This window comes from Mucilaginibacter sp. R-33 (genome assembly GCF_049949235.1).
Classification (GTDB): domain Bacteria; phylum Bacteroidota; class Bacteroidia; order Sphingobacteriales; family Sphingobacteriaceae; genus Mucilaginibacter.
The window spans coordinates 3,359,209-3,382,448 of the sequence record NZ_CP188089.1 but is presented as its reverse complement, the minus strand read 5'-3'; the positions used below and the strand labels follow the sequence as shown (position 1 = coordinate 3,382,448).

The 23,240-nt window shown below is 42.6% G+C and carries 16 protein-coding genes and 4 tRNA genes; 6 read left to right on the top strand and 14 right to left on the bottom strand.

The features are described from left to right. Positions 1 to 132 precede the first annotated feature (132 nt). From ACP26M_RS14175 to ACP26M_RS14160, 4 genes are all read left to right on the top strand, one after another. On the top strand, positions 133 to 3,090 hold the full coding sequence (locus ACP26M_RS14175; RefSeq protein WP_426580769.1) for a beta-galactosidase: 2,958 nt from the start codon (positions 133 to 135) through the stop codon (positions 3,088 to 3,090). A gap of 13 nt (positions 3,091 to 3,103) precedes the next feature. Then, complete coding sequence (locus ACP26M_RS14170) at positions 3,104 to 4,231, top strand: acyltransferase family protein (RefSeq protein ID WP_426580767.1); 1,128 nt, start codon at positions 3,104 to 3,106, stop codon at positions 4,229 to 4,231. A gap of 120 nt (positions 4,232 to 4,351) precedes the next feature. Next, entirely contained in the window at positions 4,352 to 7,597 is a 3,246-nt protein-coding gene (locus ACP26M_RS14165) for a GH92 family glycosyl hydrolase (RefSeq protein WP_426580765.1), read from the top strand. 111 nt (positions 7,598 to 7,708) lie between these two features. After that, the gene (locus ACP26M_RS14160) at positions 7,709 to 10,003 is read left to right on the top strand and encodes a GH92 family glycosyl hydrolase (protein ID WP_426580763.1); all 2,295 of its coding nucleotides are present in this window, start codon (positions 7,709 to 7,711) and stop codon (positions 10,001 to 10,003) included. Here the strand turns inward: ACP26M_RS14160 and ACP26M_RS14155 are convergent, their stop codons facing one another. The 4 genes from ACP26M_RS14155 to ACP26M_RS14140 all read right to left on the bottom strand — a co-directional run bounded on the left by ACP26M_RS14155 (position 10,004) and on the right by ACP26M_RS14140 (position 12,577). Continuing rightward, the gene (locus tag ACP26M_RS14155; RefSeq protein WP_426580761.1) at positions 10,004 to 11,032 is read right to left on the bottom strand and encodes a LacI family DNA-binding transcriptional regulator; all 1,029 of its coding nucleotides are present in this window, start codon (positions 11,030 to 11,032) and stop codon (positions 10,004 to 10,006) included. Between the two features lie 157 nt (positions 11,033 to 11,189). Beyond that, a tRNA-Lys gene (locus ACP26M_RS14150) sits at positions 11,190 to 11,262 on the bottom strand. Positions 11,263 to 11,348: 86 nt separating this feature from the next. Continuing rightward, positions 11,349 to 11,421, bottom strand: a tRNA-Lys gene (locus ACP26M_RS14145). Between the two features lie 133 nt (positions 11,422 to 11,554). Then, on the bottom strand, positions 11,555 to 12,577 hold the full coding sequence (locus ACP26M_RS14140) for a WD40/YVTN/BNR-like repeat-containing protein (protein WP_426580759.1): 1,023 nt from the start codon (positions 12,575 to 12,577) through the stop codon (positions 11,555 to 11,557). Positions 12,578 to 12,717: 140 nt separating this feature from the next. Here ACP26M_RS14140 and ACP26M_RS14135 point away from each other — a divergent pair. Together ACP26M_RS14135 and ACP26M_RS14130 are read left to right on the top strand one after the other, a co-directional pair. Next, positions 12,718 to 12,801 (top strand) — tRNA-Leu (locus ACP26M_RS14135). 62 nt (positions 12,802 to 12,863) lie between these two features. Further along, positions 12,864 to 12,947 (top strand) — tRNA-Leu (locus tag ACP26M_RS14130). Positions 12,948 to 12,967: 20 nt separating this feature from the next. On the opposite strand, the gene ACP26M_RS14125 is transcribed toward ACP26M_RS14130, so the two are convergent. From ACP26M_RS14125 to ACP26M_RS14080, 10 genes are all read right to left on the bottom strand, one after another. Then, a complete protein-coding gene (locus ACP26M_RS14125) occupies positions 12,968 to 13,219 on the bottom strand; it encodes a hypothetical protein (RefSeq protein WP_426580757.1) in 252 nt (83 codons plus the stop codon). A gap of 514 nt (positions 13,220 to 13,733) precedes the next feature. Next, entirely contained in the window at positions 13,734 to 14,138 is a 405-nt protein-coding gene (locus ACP26M_RS14120) for an SGNH/GDSL hydrolase family protein (protein WP_426589728.1), read from the bottom strand. Between the two features lie 302 nt (positions 14,139 to 14,440). Further along, positions 14,441 to 17,047, bottom strand: a complete 2,607-nt coding sequence (locus tag ACP26M_RS14115) for an SGNH/GDSL hydrolase family protein (RefSeq protein ID WP_426580755.1) — start codon at positions 17,045 to 17,047, stop codon at positions 14,441 to 14,443. Continuing rightward, a complete protein-coding gene (locus tag ACP26M_RS14110) occupies positions 17,047 to 17,661 on the bottom strand; it encodes a hypothetical protein (RefSeq protein ID WP_426580754.1) in 615 nt (204 codons plus the stop codon). The genes ACP26M_RS14115 and ACP26M_RS14110 overlap by 1 nt, the downstream gene beginning before the upstream one ends. 148 nt (positions 17,662 to 17,809) lie before the next feature. Beyond that, positions 17,810 to 19,093 carry a hypothetical protein gene (locus ACP26M_RS14105; protein WP_426580752.1) on the bottom strand — a complete coding sequence of 428 codons (1,284 nt, stop codon included), beginning with the start codon at positions 19,091 to 19,093 and terminating at the stop codon, positions 17,810 to 17,812. Then, positions 19,090 to 19,338, bottom strand: a complete 249-nt coding sequence (locus ACP26M_RS14100) for a hypothetical protein (RefSeq protein ID WP_426580750.1) — start codon at positions 19,336 to 19,338, stop codon at positions 19,090 to 19,092. Before ACP26M_RS14100 ends, ACP26M_RS14105 begins: the two co-directional genes overlap by 4 nt. 85 nt (positions 19,339 to 19,423) lie before the next feature. Then, complete coding sequence (locus ACP26M_RS14095) at positions 19,424 to 20,011, bottom strand: hypothetical protein (protein WP_426580748.1); 588 nt, start codon at positions 20,009 to 20,011, stop codon at positions 19,424 to 19,426. A gap of 107 nt (positions 20,012 to 20,118) precedes the next feature. After that, the gene (locus ACP26M_RS14090; protein WP_426580746.1) at positions 20,119 to 21,327 is read right to left on the bottom strand and encodes a hypothetical protein; all 1,209 of its coding nucleotides are present in this window, start codon (positions 21,325 to 21,327) and stop codon (positions 20,119 to 20,121) included. 112 nt (positions 21,328 to 21,439) lie between these two features. Then, a complete protein-coding gene (locus ACP26M_RS14085; RefSeq protein WP_426580744.1) occupies positions 21,440 to 22,642 on the bottom strand; it encodes a head maturation protease, ClpP-related in 1,203 nt (400 codons plus the stop codon). A gap of 322 nt (positions 22,643 to 22,964) precedes the next feature. Beyond that, complete coding sequence (locus tag ACP26M_RS14080; RefSeq protein WP_112575215.1) at positions 22,965 to 23,204, bottom strand: hypothetical protein; 240 nt, start codon at positions 23,202 to 23,204, stop codon at positions 22,965 to 22,967. Positions 23,205 to 23,240: the final 36 nt, after the last annotated feature.

The window sequence follows — 23,240 nt, the reverse complement described above, 5'->3', positions numbered from 1 at the left end:
CTGCCAATAGGGGATTGCTTCGTTCCTCGCAATGACGCTTATAAGATTTAAATAGCCTTTAAAAAGGTAGGGCTTGCAGATAAAGACTTACGAAGTTTTGAAAACTTCGTAAGTCTGGATTTTTGAAAAATCATGAGAATACGCTACAGCATACTAACATTCATCTTAATATTAAGCGCTTTTACAGCTGCACACAGCCAGGGCTCAAACGATCATATGTTCCCGGCTACAGCAGCTGCCAAACCTTATATTGATTTTGACAGCAAAGGTTTTATTGTTCAAGGTAAACGCACATTTATCGCATCGGCTGGATTGGAGTATGCCCGTATCCCGCATGAACTTTGGTATGACAGGTTACTGCGCATAAAAAGGGCAGGTTTTAACTGCATCGAGATCTATACTATTTGGAACTTTCATGAAGAACGGGAAGGCAAATTTAATTTTGGTGGCGATCATGATTTGGGCAAGTTTCTGGATATAGTAAAAGAGTTAGGTATGTACGCTATTGTACGTGTTGGGCCATATTATTGCGCCGAGTGGGATAACGGCGGATATCCGATATGGCTTAAATTTAAAAAAGGCCTGAGGGTACGCGAGGATAACAAACCCTTTGAACAATATGTCGACCGCTTTTTTGATCATCTTTTGCCTGTGGTGTTCCAAAGGCAAATCAATAAAGGTGGTGCTGTGATTTTGGTTCAGTTGGAGAATGAGCACCCCAACGGCTGGGGAACAGTAATGCCTGATGGTTACTTTAAACACCTGCAGGCAAAAGCTTTGGATATGGGTATGCAGGTACCCTATTTCTTCAGTGGATTACATCACGCCAGCGATCCGGCCGGTGATGTAAAACTGGATGACGATAAGCGGCCAAACCCATGGTTCTCTACCGAATTCTGGGCTGTTTGGTATTCACAATATGGAGCCAAGCCGGGAGATGCTGAGCTTTACGACAGGCGCACCTGGAAAATCATTGCTCACGGTGGTAATGGTTATAATTACTACCTGGCCCATGGCGGTTCAAATTTTGGCTATACCAATAATGATGAGGACGCTGCTTCATACGATTATGGTACAGGCATAGGCCAGGCAGGTGATTTACGACCAATATATTACACTTTTAAGCGTGCTGCATGGTTCTCGCGTAGTTTCCAGGATGTATTGGAGAACAGCGCAAACGCTTCGGAAACATACAAAGGCATTGCCGTTGACACAGCGGTTAAAATATCTGCCCGTACAAGCCCGGCAGGTAATCTGATATTCCTGGATAATCCGGGTACATCTAAGGTAAGTTCATCATTAAATATCAAGGGTAATGAGAACCTGTTTGCGGGAAAAAAGATCAGCCTGCATCCCAAAGAGATTTATCCGTTGGTACACAATTATAAACTTAACGATGAGGTTACGCTTGATTGGGCACTTACCCGCGTGTTTGCTATTGTTAGGCAGGCTAATACCACAACTATAATTGTTGAGGCTGAAGCCGATGATCCGCTGCTTCTTCGTTTCAATACTAAAGAGACAGCTTCATCAGCAAAGGCTTCGGTAAAAATCGATAACAATAATGTGCTTATCGATGAGCAAATGCCGGCAATCGCGGAAAAGGTTGTTGAATATAGTTTTAACGTCGGTTCGCAAACTGTAAGGGTTTTAGTCATGAATCGTGCTTTAACCGATAAAACGTGGATTACCGAAAGCGAAGACAAAAACTACATCATCACTGGGTTGAACTATGTTGGTGAGGCATCGGTTAAAAATGGCCAGTTAAAATTAATAGCAGAAACGCCTTTAACCGAGAGCATAATTCAGAAAGCGGTATTATATACTGATCGCAAGGAGATACCATTCAGCCTTGATGCGCAGAAAGGCAATCAGCAGTCAACTATCAGCTTAGCTAACTGGCAATATAAAAACGCGGCCGTTAACGCGGCAACAAATGTAAACACAAGCAGCTGGCTCAAATCAAAAGATCCGCAGCCTATGGGTGCCGATGCCGATATCTCTGCTGATGCCTGGTACAGGACCACCATAATTATACCATCTCCCGGAAAATATACTTTGCAGGTAAAAGGTGGTGGCAGAGGACAAGCTTTTATTGACAGCAAACCTGCTGCTAATTGGAAACTGAACGATAATGAATTAACGCTTAACCTTACAAAAGGGAAGCATACACTGGCCGTTTTTGCCGCGCACGATGGCAGGGACAAGTTAGCTGCTTACCTTGGGCCAATAGATGAGGTAGATAGTAAAGGGCTTTTCGGCAATGCGCTCATTAAAAAAGGCGGACCGTTCATTTCTGAGCTTGGCGACTGGTATTTTACCAAAGCAAACAAAAAAGACGATGTAAAGCAAGGGCCATCAGCCTTTGATACCTCAGCATACAAAAAATATAAAATAGGCAATGATGTTTTTAACCTGAAAGAGGGTTATGCCTGGTTTCACACAACTATTCCGCAGCAGCCTGCGGGAACTTCAAAATTAGCAGTGCTGTTTAAAAGCGTTGACGAAAACGCCACCGTATTTATTAACGGTAAACAAGTAGCCCATCATGACGGCTGGAACCAGCCATTTGAAGTGAACATTACTGATGCAGAAACCTTAAAACACCCGGTTGATCTTACCCTTTTTATTGAAAATTACTCAAATGAAGGGGGCATTGATCAATCTGTAAAAATCAATGCCATAGGTGATGCCACAGCGGTGATCAACTGGCAATTAAAAGGTGGTCCGGGTGATGCGCAAGCTGTTCAGGGCTGGACGAAGCTTGAAGCAGTTAAGCAAGTAAAAAATGCACCAGCCTTTTATCGCACCATTTTCAGTCTGCCATCATCAGCAGGAAGTACATTCATCTGGCGTTTTGATCCCGATGGATTAGGACATGGCTCCGTTTGGGTTAATGGTCACAACTTAGGTAGGTACCCTGAAAAACTGGATATGAAAAGCCTTTATATCCCCGAATGCTGGCTTAAACCGGGTGTAAACCAGGTGGTGGTTTATGACGAAGACGGCAATAGTATCAATAAAACCCGTATTGTGGCCGAAGAAGCTGCAGGCCGGTTAATCAAAGAAATTTCAATACCCGTTAATTAATATAATTGCAAAAATGGCTGCAACAACCGAAAGATTTACCGCGCTCGATGTTTTCCGTGGTATGACCATTTGCTTCATGATCATCGTTAATGCCCCCGGTTCGGGGGCAAACGTATGGTCGCCGCTTGATCATGCACCCTGGATTGGTTTTACACCTACTGACCTGGTTTTTCCTTCTTTCCTTTTCGCAGTAGGTAATGCGCTTAGTTTCTCCAAAAAGAAATTTGAAACTGATGCCGCTTTTATAGGTAAGATCTTTAAGCGTACTGTCATCATTTTCTTGTTGGGATACCTCATGTATTGGTTTCCGTTTTTTCATCGGGAAGCGGGTGTTTGGGTATTTAATCCGCTAAGTCATACCCGTATTATGGGGGTGTTACAACGGATTGCTTTGTGTTACTTTTTTGGCGCGCTGATCGTCCACTATTGTTCACAAAAAATGGCCATCATCATCTCTGCTGTGCTTTTATTGGGCTACTGGGCATTCCTGATCTTTTGCGGCGAACCGGGCAAAGAGTATAGTATGCTTGGCAACGCTGGCACCCGATTGGATATCGTGTTGATGGGCAATGATCATTTATATCATGATAAAGGTGGCCCCATAGCTTTTGACCCGGAAGGTTTACTCAGCACCATGACTGCCATTGTGAATGTAATTGGCGGGTACCTGGCCGGAGCATTTATACAGCGTAAGGGTAAAAACTACGAGTCGGTTGCCCGTTTATTTATGTGCGGTGTTTTGCTAATCGCTGTTTCCTTATTCTGGGCGCAGTTTTTTCCCATCGCCAAAAAACTGTGGACGAGCTCGTTCACGCTGCTTACCATTGGTATCGATCTTCTGCTTTTAGGTTTTATGGTATTTGCAATTGAAATAAAAAAGATGAAGAGCGGCACCAGCTTTTTCCTCATCTTCGGACGTAACTCATTAGCCATATACTTGCTATCGGAGTTGCTGCTTACGGTGTTTCAAACCATTTGGGTAAAACCACAGCTAAGCTTTTATGACTGGATCAACCAGGTGTTTTATCAAAAGCTATTCCCGGGCGCTTTTGGTACGCTGGTATTTGCACTTTGTTACATGATGCTTTGCTGGCTGGTGGCGTACATGCTTGATAAAAAGAAAATCTATATTAAAATATAGGCGGGAGCTGAAAGCAGAAGGCCTAAAGCTGAAAGCTTTTTATAAGTTCTATAAAATAATTTATTGGCTTTGAGCTTTAGGCCTTCTGCCTTCAGCTTGACAAAATACAATACAGTGGCTTTGAATAAACTTGTTCGCGCTATATCATTTCTGATAAGTTTATTATTGGGCAGCAACCTATACGCCCAGCAAATAAACCATCTTCATTATGTTGACCCGTTCATTGGCACTACTGTAAGTAATGTGCTTACCAAATGGGGGAACAATGGCGGCTGTTATCCCGGAGCGGTTGCGCCGTCAGGATCAATGCAATTAAGTCCGGAAACACGGGTTGTAGGTGCCCGGGGATATAATTATGCTGATAGTTCAATTTATTACTTCAGTTGCCTGGGGCATATGAGTGGTTTCCCGGAAGGGTCGTCGGGGCGCCTTTACATAATGCCGTTGAAAGGTGGTGCCAATTTTGAGGCCGGTAAATCAAGTCTGCGGTTTTCGCACAAAAAGGAGACCGCCAGACCAGGCTATTATAGAGTTTATTTTAATGATAAGCAGATCACGACAGAAGCTACCACTACCGCAAGAACAGGTATGTTCCGTTTTACTTTCGATGGGGATGCTGATCCGCAAATTTTTGTCGGTGACGGTGGTGAGATCCGAGCTATATCTGATAAAATAATCCATGCTTCAAACTTCAATGCGGTTATAAATTTTAGCGAAGGATATACAGATAAAAAGGAAATTAAGGGAGGCTGGCTTTTCTCGTTCCCAAAAGCTAAAACAGGCGTTAAAGCGATCACTTTAAGGTTAAGTAAATCATCGGTAAGCAGTAATATCGCACAGCATAATATTGATCAGGAAGCAGGGAATTTAAATTTTGATGAAATATGTGCGAAAACGGGCCGTGAATGGGCTAAACTACTGTCTGTTGTAGATTTAAATGACAACAACGAACAAAATAAAACCGTGTTTTATACTGCTCTCTATCATTCGCTACTGTTGCCATGGGTTGCCGATGACGCTGATGGCAATTATCGTGGCGGCGATGGTAAAATATATAAAAAAACAGGGCAAAACCAGTATGAAGCTTTTTCTCCCTGGGATACATTCCGGTCGTTACATCCTTTGCTCACTTTGCTATACCCGCAAAAGCAACAGGATGTGATCTTGTCTATGTTGGATGTATACAAGCAAAGCGGTCACCTGCCTACCGAAAGTATGACGGGCAACCATGCTGTTCCAATTATTGTTGATTCCTATTTGAAAGGGATTGTGGAGTGTGATAAAGATCTTGCTTATAAGGCGATGAAGAAAGATTTGGTTGATGGACCATTTGTTCAGTCAGACATAGAAGTTTATCACAAAACGGACTATGTACCCTTTACCCGGCCCGAGTCAGTTACCCGCACGGTTGAGTATGCGTATGATGACTGGGCGCTGTCGCAATTCGCGGATAAGGTGATGAATGATAAGCCGACTTATCAGTTACTATCAAACAGAGGTTTTAACTACCGCAATCTTTTAAATAATGACGAACTCTTTATGCTTCCGCGCAATGGCGATGAGTTTAAGCTTCGGCCCGGTACATCGGGTTATAAAGAAGGCGACAAATGGGTGTATTCCTACTTTGTGCCCCAAAATGGTAAAGACTTGATTAATATGGCCGGCGGCAATGAGCAGTTTGCCGCCCGTTTGGATTCAGCTCTTCGTAATAATGTTATCCTCTTTGATAACGAAACTGTTTTTCACCTACCTTATCTGTTTAACCAGGCGGGCAAGCCACGGTTAACACAAAAGTGGGTAAGGGATATTATGCTAAACAGGTTCAGTGCTACTCCCGGCGGTTTGCCCGGTAATGATGACCTCGGTTCAACATCCAGCTGGTATGTTTTCAACTCATTGGGAATTTATCCTGTGTGCCCGGGCAGGCCGCTTTACTCCATCGGTGCGCCATTGTTTAAATCTGCAACCCTTTATCTGTCAAATGGCAAAAAGTTTGTCATCAGCAGTAATAATTCAACATTAAAAAATAATTATGTACAATCGCTGCAGGTAAATGGTAAGGCCTGGCAGCAGTTGATCCTGCCGCATTCGGTATTGATGAACGGGGGCATGATGACTTTTAATATGGGTAAAGAGCCCGGTAGCTGGCCAGCGAATAAAGATCCGATTGAACTTTCAACGACACAAAAAAACACTGCTTTTAGTATAGTGAATTACTCGGTCAATAAAAAAAGTATAGTTCCGGATGAACCGCTTGTAATAAACTTCAAGCTTAAAAATACGGGAAGCAAGGGCGTTAAAACTGTAAAGTTGTTAGTCAATGGCAAGCCCTATGGCTATAAGAATTGTTTGGTTGAAGAGGGACAAACTATTCAGGACTCTATTGTGTTTCGCCTTTATCCCGTAGGGAAATCAATACTGAAACTTGATAACACAATTCCGTTTATAGTTGAGGTGAAATTGCCGGAAAAGCCTCAGGAGCGCCCGTTCGAAATATCCGGCCTGGAGGTAAAGCCGATGATCAGATTAAAGGAAGATCAGCAAATTAGATACATCATAAAAAATACCGGTGGACTTAATCAAACCTTTATCATACCGGTAATCCAAAATGATTCGGTTGCTTTTAATGATAACATCAAACTAAATGCGGGTGAGGCTAAAATTATCAGCCATAATATAACAGCCACTCAAAAAGGGTTTAAGTACGTGAGGGTCGATATTGCTAAAACCATGTATAAAGTTTATCAAAGCGGTATAGAGGCCTTATTGCTTGATTTCAGGTCGATCGTTCCTGGCAAAGCGGTAACTGATAGTTCGGGATTTCATAACAACGGGAAGATTATTTCAGGTTCAATAGCAAATAATAAAGACCGGCTGTTGTTTGGCGACAGCACTTATGTGGAAGTCCCAAACTCACCGGCTTTGGACAATATGGATGAATCCATTACCATGATGGGATGGGTTTATCCAATGGGTAACGAGAAAGGCTTGGTTGATATCATTACCAAAGGCGATAATCACGTGTTGCAAATGACCGATAACAGAACCCTCACCTTCTTTGCCGGCGGGTGGGGCAGGGGCGACTGTACTGTAAACCTCGCTGCCAACTGGCAACAGCACTGGCATCACATTGCGGGCATATGCAATGGCAAAACGTTGTATGTTTATATCGATGGTGTTTTGGCGGGAACTTCCACATTGGAGGCAAGCACGGATCTGTCGGTAAATAACAAATGGACGTTGGGCCGGAACGAGGAGTTTCCTTCAGAGCGGATCTTTCATGGTTATATCAATAAGGTAAAGGTGTTTAAGGCAGCATTATCTGCTGATGACATTAAAACTATTGTATCGACGGAAAAACAATAGCCCGATATCGGTAAAAATCTTCAGAAAAAAATTTCCGCTTTTCGCCGATATGACCTGAAAAATAAGAAATTTGCCAGGCCTGTTTAAACAAGCCTAAAAAATCTATCTGAAATGATCTTAAACATTTGCCCGAAATTAAAACGGAATATCTATTCGTTGCTATTGCTTTCGTTGGTTACCACCGCAGTAAACGCACAGCAAAAAGCAAATAAAGCTAAAAAGGACGAGGTTGACTACATCAACCCGCTCATCGGTACCGCATCAACCGGTTTTGGCAAAGGTTTGGACGGTGGCGGTACTATGCCATGTGTAAATGTGCCGTTTGCCATGACCAATTTTGTTGCCCAAACTGGTGAGAATAAAATGAGCAAAATGAGTTATACCTATGAGGATAACTCCGTAATAGGCCTGATGGCCTCGCACCAGCCAACTGTTTGGATGGGTGATTATGGCTATGTATCTGTAATGCCTCAAATTGGTAACCTTCGTGTACTGCCTGAAGAGCGTAAGCTGATGTTTGACCATAAAGATGAGGTAGCTAGGCCCTATTACTATTCGGTAAAACTAAAGGTCGGCGCTAACGCAGGCATCAAAGCCGAGATAGCCGGTGCTAATACCTGTGGCATGTTTCGTTTTACTTTCCCTAAGGCCGATCAGGCACATCTCATTATCCAGGGTATCAATCTTAATTCTGCACTTACTGATTGGGCTAATGATTTTAAGATTAGGATGAAAGAAATGCGCGGCTATGTGCATATTGATACGGTGAATAACGAGATAACCGGTTACAATCCCGACAGGCAATCGGCACAGCTTGGTCCGCCGTTAAAAAACTTTAAAGGCTATTTTATTATCAAGTTTGATAAGCCAATCCGTAGCTATGGTACCTGGGACAACCAAGCCATCAAAAAGAAAAGCAAAGAGCAGTTTGGTACCCGCATGGGCGCTTACGTTTCCTTTAAAACAACAGGTAGTACAGTGGTTAAAGTTACTGTAGCTACCTCATTTATCAGCATCGATCAGGCACGCCACAACCTTAAGCGTGAAATTCCCGATTGGGATTTTGAGAAAGTGGTTAAAAGTACCCGTGATAACTGGCAGCAACAATTGAAAAAAGTACGGGTAGCCGATATCACCGACGGACAAAAGACTATTTTTTATACGGCAATGTTCCACACACTACTTTTCCCAAGAGAATCTTCGGAATATGGCAGGTATTATAGTGCTTTTGATGATAAAATTCATACCGGCGTTTCTTACAACGATTATTCATTATGGGATACCTTCAGGGCTTTACATCCTTTGTTGATCCTTACCCAGCCCGAGCGCGTAAATGATATGGTGAAATCGCTGCTGCAAATGTACCAGGAGGGTGGCTGGATGCCGATGTGGCCTAATCCAACCTATACCAATATCATGATAGGTACCCATGCCGATGCTGTAATTGCTGATGCCTACATCAAAGGTTTCAGAGGCTATAATGCCGCTTTAGCTTATGAGGCCTTACACAAAGACGCATTTACCGCCCCCGATGGAGATGTTCAAAAAAAATGGGGCGACCGTGACCTGTGGACCAGCTTTGAGGCAAGGGGAGGGCTAACCAATTACCATAAATTAGGGTATATCCCTGTTGATAAAACTAAAGAGTCGGTATCCCGTACCATTGAGTATGGTATTGATGATTACTGTGTTGCCCAATTAGCAAAGGCTTTAGGTAAAACAAGCGATTATAACCAGTTGATGGGTTGGAGCAAAAACTATAAAAACGTATACAATAGCTCAACCGGCTTTATGGCTCCACGTAACGCCGATGGCAGTTGGTTGACCCAGCCGGATAGTGGCTTTACCGAAGGCACCAAGTGGACGTATACTTTTGGCGCTATGCAGGATGTACCCGGAATGATAGCTCTCATGGGCGGCGAAAAAGCTTTTGCTGATAAATTAATCCACAATTTTAACGATGGACATTACCGTGCCGATAATGAACCTGGACACCATTACATCTACCTGTTTAACTATTGCGGTATGCCATGGAAAGCGCAGGAACTGGTAAGGCAGCATACGTCATGGCAAAATTTCAGAAATGCGCCAATAGGCATAAATGGTAATGATGATTGCGGTCAAACATCAGCATGGTATATCTTTAGCACGATGGGTTTTTACCCGGTAACGCCTGCATCGGGCATGTACAGTATCGGTGCGCCGCAATTCCCTTACATAGCAATGAACCTGCAAAACGGAAATAAACTGGTGATCAAAGCCACAGGTCTATCGGCTCAAAACAAATATGTAAAGTTGGTTACATTTAACGGAGTACCTATAAAAGACCATATGATATCGCACGAGCAAATCAGTCATGGAGGTACCCTGGCCTTTACCATGACCAATATCCCTCAAAAAGATTAATTAAGATGCAGTAGATGCCCTTACAATCAGTTGTGAAGGCATCACTAATTCTTGCTTAGGTTCAATAATCCGCCCTGACAAGCGGCCGAAAAGTATTTCGGCCGCTTGCTTGCCCATATCATACGCAGGTTGTAAAATAGTAGTAAGCGAAGGGTTAAGTATGGCTGCGGTAATTTGATTGGTAAAACAAACAACTTTTACATCGCGTGGGATTTGTAGTTTCAGTTCATCGCAAGCCAAATAAGTCGCGGTAGCCAGCTGTTCAACCGTAGCTATGATACCATCGGGTTTAACGGTTGCCAAATGCGCTTTGATCATATTTACATTTTCGTCTGTATATTTATTGGAGCAGGTAACTATTCCTGTATCTTTGGCTGCAAACCCATTATCAACTAAAGCATTGCGATAGCCTTGTTCCCGGGCGGTTAAAATAGAAGGATATCCGCTGATGGTAACCAGTGAGATGTTTTTACATCCCGCTTGCAGCAGATGGCTGGCGGCATTGTAGGCGCTATTATAGTCGTCGGTTACTATTTTATCTGCAGTAATATCCTCGCATACCCTGTCAAAAAAAACTATGGGAATGCCCGTTTCCTGTAATGTTTTAATATGTCCGGTATCCTGGGTGCTGCTGGCTACCGACATAATGAGGCCATCAACGCGTCCGCTGGCCAGGTCGTTAAACATGGATGCTTCCCGTTCATAGCTATCATGAGTAAGGTAGATGAGCGCATGATATTTTTTTGGGGCGACAATACTTTCAATGCCGTTAATGGCCTGGCTAAAAAAGCTGTCGGCAATTTCGGGTATGATGATGGCTATTGTATTACTGCTTTGTTTGCGGAGACTACTGGCATAAGCGTTAGGTACGTAATTTAAACGCCTGGCAGCTTCCATTACCCTCAGTTTGGTTTCAGGACTTATATCATAGCTATCGCGCAGCGCTTTGGATATGGTTGCGGTTGAAAGGTTAAGCTCTTTCGCAAGCGTTTTCATATTCACCTTATCATTCTTGTTACCGCCGCTCATTTTTAGTATTGGTTGTGTTTAATTGTGGAGCAATATAACGAAAAAGATGTTCAGTAGTTCGGCGCAACTCAACCTGAACGGAAGAACGGCGTCTATATGCTAAAACAATCTTGGGTACGATTTAAATGAGAAAAGGCACAATTTCTTGCGCCTTTCGTGATCCCGCTGGGACTCGAACCCAGGACCCCAACATTAAAAGTGTTATGCTCTACCGGCTGAGCTACGGAATCATTCTTTAAATTTTCGCTTACTAAAGCAGGGCTGTTTAAAGGCAGCTTTTGTTTTTAAATAAAAAAGCCTCTTTTCAAAGGCTTTGTGATCCCGCTGGGACTCGAACCCAGGACCCCAACATTAAAAGTGTTATGCTCTACCGGCTGAGCTACGGAATCATACTTTTCAACTTCTTGGTTCGGTTAACCGTTTCCGTTTAAAGTGGTGCAAATATAGGGTTCTTAATTATTCCCTGCAAGCTATTTTTTAAATTAATGTTAAGCTTTTTTTAAGCTGTTAAAAACCAGTAAACTACAATTTTAGAACGGCTATTTTACCGCCATTTCCGGCTAATAATACAAGCTTGCCATGTTTTGCCTTACGGCAAACGTTAAAGCTTGTGCTGTCTATTTGTTTCCATGTTTTGCCTCCGTCAGTAGTAATATTACTCCCGGGTGTGCCTGTGGAAAGAAATATCCCGGATTTTATGTGCTCAACACTTGATTGAAAACCTGCCGGCCCTGTTTGTGGTGGTGTAAATGTGAGGACAGGGTGAACCGCCCGGATAGTCGCCACTGAATCTGTTTTTTTATCACTGGCATAATCACCCCCAACAATGATACCGGCATTTTGCCCGATCGATATTGAAAAAGCGCCTTCACTGCTTTTTCCATGTGTAAGAGGAAGGTTTGAATACTGCCATTGGTTATTATAAGGCTGCAAGGAAATAAGCCTGGCGTTGCTGCCTCCTGAAACGATGTATATTGCCTCTTTGCCTGATACTCTCAGACATGTGCCGCTTGCGGCAAATGATGCCTCTCCGGGCAGTGCATCCGGGGCATTTTTTGACTCATTCCAGGTTTCACCGCCGTCTTTGGTTTCCAGTAATAAGAATTTACCGTTGATCGGGTCGCCTAAGATGTAACCATGAAGGTTATCGGCAAAATCCATGGCGTCTAAAAAATAGGTGGTATCTGTTTTTCGATATTTTTCCTGCCAGGTTTGGCCGCCATCGACCGTTTTTAAGATGAGGGATGGCGTGCCCGAACTCATGATCACGGCTTCCTGATCATTGAATGCTTCGATATCCCGAAAGTCGTATTTTTCATATCCCTTTATTTGTTGCCAGCTCCAGGTTTTGCCGCCGTTGTTAGTTTTGGCGATGTATCCTTTACTGCCGCTTATCCACGCCGTATTATCATTAACTACTGATAAACCACGGATACTTGTTGGCTTATCCTGTTGTAAAACGGTAATAGTTTGTGCTTTCAGGACAGAACTGAACCACAAAGAACAAAGTAAGGTTCCTAAAGTAAAAATGCGGTTTAGCTTCATTATATTTGATATAAAGTGTTTTATGAAACCTAAGTTAGATTTTCAAAGGCCGTTAAACAACATAATATTGATTTTTTAATTTATTAAGTTGCAATTTGCCGGAAACGATTATATTTGCACGCTTGTTAATGAAACGATAAGCCCGGATGGCGAAATTGGTAAACGTTGCGGTCTCAGAAGCCGTTGAGAATTGTCTCTTGAGAGTTCGAGTCTCTCTTCGGGCACGCCTTTTTTAAGTGAGAAAAATTAGAATGTGAGAGTTGAAAGATTCTCACATTTTTTAAAAGCCCAGGTGGCGAAATTGGTAGACGCACCATCTTGAGGGGGTGGCATTCGTAAGGATGTACGAGTTCGAATCTCGTTCTGGGCACACCTCTTAAACAATTGTTTTTAAGATTTCTTTCCCTCTTTTAATCCACGGACTTCCTGCTGTAATACATTAACTTGTCCTTCCAGTACTTTCAACCTGATCTCATTGATCCTGCTTTGTGTTTCCTGCGATGAACGGATATCTTTAATGTCGCCTTTCAATTGGAAGTAGCCTGTCATTACCGAAACAACAATACTTACGGTGCTGGCTATGGTGACTATCATATTCTTTATGGTAATGCCTCTGATCTCTCTGTGTTCAAATGTTGTCATGATGTAGATATATTGATGAATGATTGTAAGAAGCAGCTGTGCTGTTATATGATCTTTGAATTGAACAAGACCGTAACTTCTGATACCTTAAGCAACCTGATCTTCTTATTTATATTTGGAGAAAATTCAAGGATGAAAAAAGCGATATTGACCTTATGCGTCGGTGAAAAATATATAAAGCTATTTGATGAATATTGCCGAAGCAATTGGGCTGACTATTGCGCTATGTTCGACTTTGATCTTATTGTTATTGATACCAACTTAGATACATTGGAACGTGCATTAAAGCGATATCCGTCATTGCAAAAGCTTCTAATTTTATCTCAACCATGGTCAAGTAAATGGATCAAATTGTGTGGGTTAATACTGATGTAATTATAAATACAAATAGCGCGTATGGTATTACAAATAAAATACCGTTGGAAAAAGTAGGCGGGTTGATCAGTATGGCTATTCCAACAAAAGAAATATTTGAGATATCATTTTAAAGGGGCTTTAAATGTTAGTAAAAAAGTCAATTAACGTATTTGTCGATTAGTCGCCTCCAGTTAAAGTATCCAGCAGTTGAAAGATGTGTACCGTCAATTGTTAAATCTGAGTCTATCTTATTCCCTTTTAGAAAATCAGGATAAAGATTTATAGAAGTTACCTCTTTAGCTAAACAGATACTTTCAGCTTCTTTGTTATAGTTAACAATCTTATTATTTAAGCTGTCGATATCGGTGGGCAAAACAGACTGGACATAAATTTTTGTATTGGGTGACTTAGCTTTAATAATGTCAATCATTGTGATTAGATGGGATTTTACTGTATCCGCACTTATACGATATTTAAAATCATTTACACCAAATTCTAAAAAAACCTTTTGAGGCCTGCGGTAAATTAGCCTTTTAATTACCTGTATGCCATTTTCAGATATACTTCTGGCAAATCCCTTGTTTTTAACTTTAGGATTGTTGAACTCCTTTTTTATGGGAAATCCCTCGGTAATGCTTGTTCCTAAAAATATGATCTCTCCGGTATCTGACTTTGATTTTAAATAGTCATCCCAGCGATCTAATTTAACGTTATGAAAAAGCGACCAGTGGCTATAATAAAATCGCTTCCCAATAAAAAATAGGATGAATAAGCGTTGAGTAATAAAGAAGCAATCAACACCCCTTTTTTGAACTTATTATTAATCATCAAAATTATATTATGCTGTAGCTAAGATATAACTTATTAGGTCAAAGTTACTTCTTTGAATGTTCCGGTGCCAAGATAAGCGCCACGAACAAATTGCCTTACTAAAGCGCTCGTGCTTGTTAGCGTTTGCTGAAATACTCCATTGTTTTTAAAAGTAACTAAAGAGCCGTTAATAGGCCATCCATCAGTTGCATTAACATAATCCAGTGTCATGCCTTCAGGCCATGCAGTAAAAGCTTGAGAAAAGGGTATTGAGCCAAAACCACCGCCAGCTCCAATAAATGCCACTTGCGCTGGCAATGGTTGTAAAATGTAAAATGGTTGCCAACCGGATGCTGACCAGCCTACTCTAACATAAAATTTATTGTCCGTGGCGCTGAAAGAGGATAACTCCTGCCTATACATATCATTACTAAGATGATGTGTGATTAAAAATCCATTGATAGGCCATCCATTTACAATTTCCACATACTCATAAGACATTCCCTTAGCATAGGTAGATGGCAGGGCCATAAATAAACGTCCTGATTGACTTAAATCTACTATGTCATTCCGTCTGTAATAAAGCGGGAACAGAACTTCGTATGTTTTACAAGCGATAAGCACCTTAAGCGACTTTCCGGGGTGAATTAATTCATTTGGCCTCCCTGTGTCATAAGGAATGAAATAATCTTGCCCGTTTCTCGCATCCTGCCATAGAGCATATAAATCCATGTAGCAGCAGCAATACTTTCGTGCAAGTACACGTAAACCCTTATTGTATTCTTCGTTAAAAATTTCCCCTTGATGATTCTGATTATCATCTGTAGTAGTATTCATTGAACAAAGGATAATAGCAAGCTTATCTTTAGTGAAGTTTGAATTTCCACGAATTGTGCTTAATCCGGCGTCCATCCGCTCAAGCAGCTGTTGTGGAGTGGAACCATTTGTATCATTTATACCCCATCTCAAAATATAGACATGCGGATTTAAGGCCAAGTCATCTGCCAGGTAAGTAGAAAGCCAATTGACCGTACCTTGTCCTCCGTAACCATGATTCAAAAAAGTAAGATTTGGTATATAGTCCCGAGCAGCTAATCTAATACACACCTGATCAATCGCTGTATCTCTGCTATCATCACCGCCCGCTGTCGTACTATCACCTGAAAATATGATCTTTAAAGCCGTTGGCGAAGATGCCGTTTGATTAACGTACAATTTTTTGTGGAATGAGCTCAAATATTCAGTACCAAATATGTGTTGATAATTATCCGCATAGCTGTTTAATTGCTGTTTTACAGCGTTGCCGTTAGGACTATTTCTTAAAATACGGACATTACCTTGTACTTTAGTACCGTATTTATTAATTGGGATTGACGATACAAAGAAGTCGCCTGTGTCTTCTATAACACGCTCTGCTGCCAAAGCTGCATTCACCGCCGCCGTATCATCCGTCACACCATCCCCAACAGCTCCATAATCAACCCTGAAAGATTTAATCTGCCCGGATGGTTCAGACGAGCCGCCCCCGCCACTACCAGAAGGCGCATTAATCCAATGCAAATCACCATCAGTGTTGCTGTTTTTTGCCAGGATCTGCCCACTTGTCCCTCCCGAAGGAATCTTAAATAGACCGGTAATTTGAGCCTGCAGCTTCCCTAATGCCTGTAAAATGCTATCGGTTGCTGATATTGCCGAGGCGCTTCCGAATCCAATACCTGTAAGTACAGCGTTTAAAACCCTCGACAATGTGAAATATTTATTTGTCGCGCCTTCGGGTACAGCATCGGTAGTGCCGGGCGACGCGACAATTTGGATGTATGCCGATCCGCTCCACCTATATTCATTGTTGGTATCGGTAGTGATATAGATTTTTCCGGTTTCTCCGGTTGCTGGCAGGGATGCATAATTGGCAATCTCCAGTACATCATCAACGTAGCTGGGGAGCTGGGCTGCCGCAATCTTTCCGCTGCCATCTAAACCCGCGTAGCCATTAGGTGTGTTTTTGTTCTCAATTTCCTCAAATTGTACGCCCGAAACTATCAATGAAATTCCGCCTCCCCAGGCACCGGCGGTCTTGGGGCCAAAAAAGTAGTAAGAGGAGGTGTTGATATAAAAATCGCCGTCGGTACCCAGGCTGTTTGCCGGATTGGTTGTTCCATTTAATATGGTTTTGCCGTTTGTACCATTGGTACCATCTGTTCCGCTTGCCCCTTGTGGTCCCTGTGGGCCTGTTTGCATAGAGAATACCTGGTTCCAAGCTCCGGCAGTCTTTTTGTAAAATATACCGCTTACGGTGTTTATAAATGTATCGCCATTATTGCCGGTTGAGGTACCAGGACTGGTTGTACCATATAGCACGGTGGTATCGCCGCTGTTTCCTGTTGCTATGGTATAAACAATTGTCCAAACACCAGCAATTTTTTGCGCGAAGGAGCCTGCTGCAGTGTTTATAAATACGTCCCCGTTTTTACCGCTTGTGTTTTGCGGAAGCACCGGGCCGAAGGTTAGGTTAGCTCCGGCGTTTAGCCCTGAATTGATAAATTGAAGCAAGGTGGCAAAATCGAATTGATAATCGGCATTGTTGTTGATCAGGATTGATCTGTCTGCGGTATTTATAGTTTCTGCTATCGGGAGTTCGCTTATTTTTTTATCGTTTGCCATCAGTTTAAAAATTCGGTTATTGGTAAATTGTAATTGTTAATTGTGCCCGGATAGTTGAAATCAGTTTTGTCGATACCACGGATCCGCGGGCCGGACTGGCGGCTGCTTTTATTCTTTTCGTTGTAGCGCCAAAGCGGAAAGTTTTCCTGATTATCTCTTAAAAATTTTTCTATATCATTGGTATAAGCATTGGCTATACTGCGCTGTTGTTGTACCAGTTTTACTATTTCGGGCGATGAAAGGGCATCGCCGTTATCGTGGCGTTTAATAACTGGTCCAGTTGCAGTGTAGTGTACAGCGTCGTTTTCAATAAAGCGGGCAAAGGTGAAATAAACCAGCGCGGGAGCGAGGCCTTCGTATAATACGATGCGGCCATACTCGTCAAGATATTCGCTGCCGTTTAACAGATCTTTATAAGCCTGCGGCGCATCATCTTTTATAGTGCCGTCATCATTGCAATAGGTTATTAGCTGGTAGTACAAAGCATATCCTAAAAATGGTTTTAGGTCGAGCTCCTGGGCCTTTTTGATAAATACTTTGAGCCGTTCGGGTTTAATGTTTACGTTAATATCTTCATATTGTTGAAATATGGTTTGATTAATTAAATAGATCATGGCATGGCCTCCTAACTCCTGTTAAGGGATTTGAAAATGTTATTTACGTTTGTGTTGATTGACCTGAAAGTCGAAAGTCTTAAGTCTAAGGCCTTGAGTCAGTATTTCTTTATACTTAGAACTTAAAATTAAAGACTTATGACTTAATTTACTGGCACATAGCTTCTGCTTCGGCTTGTTTAAAGCCGTATGCGTATACCAAAGCGGCTATTTTGCTTTTTTGAGGAATGGTTGATTGCAAAAGCTCATTGATGGCGTTTCCAGCTTTAATGCCAGGGGTATCGTCGGCTGCTATTGCCGTTACCGGCACAATATTCCAGTTATTATCGGGATTAAGCTCTTTGTAAAAGTGTCTGAATATTTCGGCAAAGGTTTCTGACAAGTCCAGTCTATCAGTGGCGGTATTATCATTAAATTCAAGAATAGCCTGCTTCTTTTCGCTACCGTTGCTTAACCCTGATGATTTTTCGGCGTTGATCAATTCTTTTGGCACCGAAAAGCCTTTAATGATGCGGGCTTCCACAGATCGTTCAGTAGTTTCAAACAGCTTATCGTTATTCTGAATAGGGTAGGCTTTGAATTCCGGTTTTGAGTTTTCATCTTCATATTCAATTACGATGATCTTTTGCGCGCTTTTTGCACCCTGAAATGCGCCCAGGTCTTTTTCAAGCTGCGATGGTATATTGGCCGCTGAGTACTCATCGGCATCAGGCCTGGTGTTTTCGGCCTCTTCACGGCGTGACTGCATGAAAAGCATGGTCGACGGCAGGAATCCGGTAGTTACCTCCCTGTTGTTGAAAATCTTGATCCCGGCCTCGGTTTCAAAATCCTCCCATACCGAATCTGCTTCAATTAACGGGTAATCATCAACTTCCGGATTAAAATAAAACAACTGTCCTTTGTAATGTTCCCATCCGCCGGCCCGGGATACCTGTTCCCGGATCACCTGCGGATCAGGGTTATACCTGTCTAAAAAAGTGATCTTGCTGCGCATGATGTTTTTCCAGGTTTTGCGGCCCCAATCCGAGTATAGCGCGTATTTATCGGCTGTTTCCGGGGCGTCAGTATCACCCATGCGGATATCTTCGAACTTCACATAGCTTACTGATACAATCTTAAAATCAGCATTGTAATTTAGGTGAATGCCGAAACCAGTGAAAAGTGCTTTGTCGGTAGCCAATGCCTTTAATAGTTTGGCAAGGGTCAAGCCTTTAGAGTTAATTACCTGTTTGCCTAGGTTTCTTTCTTCAAACCCGTTACCTGCAATAAATTTCGTCCTTTTGTTCCAGCAGTCTTTTGCGGTAGGTGATCCGGCTACTAACTCAAGCATGCGCTGCGGATAAGCATTATCCAGGTCATAGTTAAGAATACCATAGGTTTGGTTTGGTCTTACCAGTATTCGCCGTTCAATTTGCGGAAGATAGGTTTTCATTTTGAACCTCCTTTGTTTGAATCTTTATTAGCCATTGATTTGCGCCTATTCTTAGATTGGATTATAACTCCCCCTTCAGGGTGACGGGGGGCAAACAGCGCTTCTAAATGTGGATATCGTTGTAAGTACCATTCTGCTTCTTCATCGCTCAGGTTTTCATTGCAATGTATTGCTGCCGAACCAGGTACAAATTGATGAAAGCCGGGTTTAAGCATGTATTTCTTTGTTATTGCGTCATCAGTCATTTGGTCATTAGTTTTAGGTTAGAAAAATTAGATCTTAATGGTCATTAGCCATTATACAATGACTAATGACCTCATGACACAATGATTATGCTGTAACCAGCGCCTCGAGGGCCGCTAAAGTGCTGGCATAAGTGGCGCTGCCGGTGCCGGGAGCAATGGATACCGCACGGGGAGGGTAGGGCTCTTTCATTTTATCCGGATTAGTGAGCTTCAGCTTGTAGCCGCCGTCAAGTGATTCATCAGCGGCATTACGTTCGGCATCGGTTAGGATCAATCCGTTTACCGCGCCAAAAAGTTCAATAGCCGAATCGCTTGATTTATAGTTATTAATCGCTATGGCGCGTACGCGGCCATATCCCATGGCCATAAGCTGGCCTTTGATATCAACAGATAAACCTGCTATGTTGAAATCTATCTCTTCGGTATAACGCGGGCCTACCTGTGTTTTTGTTTGTTTGGAAGTAGTATTGAAACTGTTATTTGTTCCTTCAAATTTGTAAACTTTGGCATTGCTCACAGCGGTTAATCCTTTAACAATAAGCGGGTTGGTTGTGTCATAAGTGAGCACAACATCATCCGCATTAAAGATATAGATCACATCCTCAATACCCGATGTGATAGGTTCATCAGTGCCCAGGCTAAAACCTGCGTTTATTTTATTATAAATTGACATGTTATTATTGGTTGATTAAGTTAATGGTTGATTAAGTTGATTGGGTTAGTTAGGGATAGGGTAAAGGGTCAATAACCACTCACCGAACCAACCCAATCAACAATTCACTAAGCCGACAGGTAGAACAGTTCGTTGGCAAATTTGAAATTTACAGCCGCTTTCATACGGGCTTTCATGCGTACCACGTTATCGTTGGTGTAAGGCTTCAGGTAAACGGTTGATAACTCAGAAGCATCACCTAACAGGTCGACACCGAGGAATAGGTTTGACGACCTTGCACCTAAAATAGTATTGGCCTGCCAGTGGTTCATGATCTGGAGCGGAATACCCAGGTAGTCCATCTTTTTCATATCGGTAAAAGCGTTGATAACGTTTAATGCCTTGTTTGCCTGCGCCTGGGCATACGCATAACCCACATGTAAAGGAATCTGTAAGTTAAAATCTTCCTGAATCCTATCGGCAGGGTCAAGCTGGGCATAAACGCTGCCCAGCACCTGCAATACATTGCTTACGTTAATGTAGTTTACTATAGCCGCGGTAGCTGTGCCGCTAAAAGTTGCAGGTTTGCGACTGTTAACCTCGTTGTAGTTACGCACCAGCTTAAACGAGGTGGCGCTCGCTACCTGAATAAAGTAAGATTGGCCCTGAACAGCGATACCTGGCGCGCCATTGGTAGTATCTTTGCTGGTGCCGGTTACCGCAGTGATTGTAACCACATCGCCATCGGCAAGGGTTGAGGTATCGGCAACGGTTACGATGCCGTTTGCATCAATTGCTGTAGCTGCTAATGAGGTGGCGGGTTTGCTTAAACCTACTTTATAAACGCCTGAAGCCGCAGCTATTGATGGGAGCAAGCCGGGGAAATCGGCGGTAAAGGCTGCTTCTTTGGTGGCACCTTTGCCAAGCCAGTACAAGCGTTCGTTAGCAATCTGGATTTTTGTTAAATAACGCTGCACCATAAAGTCCGACAGGTCAACCACACCTTCATAATCCATAAAGGCTCCTGGTTTAAGGGATTGGGCTTCCCAGCTTTGTGCAAGCTTATCCCATTGTTCCTGTTTCATAAATTCGTAAACCACGGGGTCAAGATAGCTTTCGGTTTGGTGAGCGGTTGTACCCTGATCGGTAAAGATACCCGATGGGTTTTGCAGTACAACGTCGTCATCGACATCAAGGATTACCTTGCGGGCTTTTACGTCGTTAATTACCGTGAGCAGGCCACGTTTAACGGAATCGGCTTCCAATAAAGTGCTTGCCATAAATCCTGCCAGCGCTTCGCCGGCGTAGGTGTTGTTTGTAAATGTAAATTGAGCCATAAAGTTTAGCCCCCCGGCCCCCTAAAGGGAGAGCTTTGATTGTTTTAAACGTATAGGGATAGTGAGAATGGGTTAATTAGATACGATAAGGTTTAGTAATGTAGGAGTCGGTTTAGGAAGCTATTGCTTTTTTAACCGCGTTTTTCGCGATTTCGGTTTGCGGGGCAAAAAAAGGAGCGGGCTCTGAGTGGGTTTTATTACTGCGCTTTGAGCTTTCCGGTATAAAGGTTGATTTGATTTCGTTCTTTACTTCAGTACGTGTTTTTTGCAGGTGGTTGTTGGCTTCCTCAAGCGCGCTACGGGCTTCTGTTAACAGTGCGTTTTGTGCATGCAGGCGGGCTTTTAACTGCTGCATGCGATTTTGCACGTCGGCAGGTTTTTTAGCCGATTTAAATTTACTTTCAGGCAGGTCGTCATCGTCATCTTCTGCTTCCGGCGCATTTTCGGGGGCGGCAGGTGTTACTGTCTGAATTTTTCCCTGTTTAACGTCTAGTTGTTTACCATCGGCGCAGGTATAAGTATCGCTTATGGCGGGCGTAGTCATGTCTTCGTCCTGGTAAACTTCGGCACCTTCTTCAATTTGGCCTCCGTGATGAAGCGTACCTTTATCGGTGATGGTTTGCTTGTTGACCACTTTTTTAAAGAAGTTCATGATCTTGTCTAATACCGATGTTGTTTTCTCAATGAGTTCTTTGTTCTCGATGTTCATGCTGTTGTTATTTATGTTTAAGATTTTGTTGATGCATCGCTGGTAAACTGCCGGGGCAGCGTTTGTATAGTTTTTAATAAGCGCGCTGTTAGTGATCTCTGTTTGATAATCTTCTATTTGGTCGATAAAGCCGAGATCAAGGGCCTGATCGGCAGTCATCCAGGTGACGGAGTTGATCAAACTGTTTACGGTAACTCCGTCTAACCCGGATTTGTCCATGTAGATCTGTGCCAGGCGCTCCTGAACTACATTTAACATTTGTACATCTTTTAAGAGTTCATCGGCGTTGCCGCCTGTGCCAACCATAGGTTTGTGAATCATAAGCAATGCGTATTTGCTCATGATCACTTTTCTGCCGCCCATTGCAACAACTGAAGCTGCCGAGGCGGCCAGCGCGTCGATATAGGTAGTAACTTTACCGGGATACTTTTTAAGCAGATCATAAATAGCGATGGCATCAAATGCACTGCCGCCTACCGAACTGATGTGTACTTCAACGTCATCGCCCGCTGCCGCCCCAAGTTGGGTTTGTATGTAAACTGATGATAAATTACCCGAACCAATGCAGTCGGTTTCGGTATCGTATAAATAAATTTTGTAGCTCATATTGGTATTGTTTTTGTCCGAAAGTCGGGAAGTCAGAAAGTCCTGAAGATGGACTGGGGATTTTTAATTAGCTTGTAATAGCGGCCGTTTTTTTTACGTCTTATAATGCCGGCTGGCATGTATCAAAGGTCGTTGTTATTTTTTGTTTGGATGGTGACAGTGTTTTGTCAGTTGTTTATCTGACCCCGAATTTTTTGAATGAATTGAATTTGCTTCGGCTGATTCTGGCTATGGGCTATTTTTTGTTTAGCTGATTGACATAACAAATGTCGGCACAAATTTCTTTTAATCTGGTGACAGTGTTTTGTCAGTGGAAGAATTTTTAAGCTGCTTTTTCAGAAAAACAGTTGAGTGCACGCCAAATGGTACGTTCATCTTTGTTAAACTTGATTTCGGCCTCAAGTACAGCCTGATTTTTAGAAATACCGCGCGTTTGTTGTTGGGCATTTACCCATAAATAAATTTCACGATATACAAATACTTTAGTAGTGATGAACCCTGCTTTATACATGGCCGAGAAAATGCCTTCATCAAACAGCGTGTTTGCAATTTGGATATCCATAGAGGTTAGAGGTTAGAGGTTAGAGGTTAGAGGTTA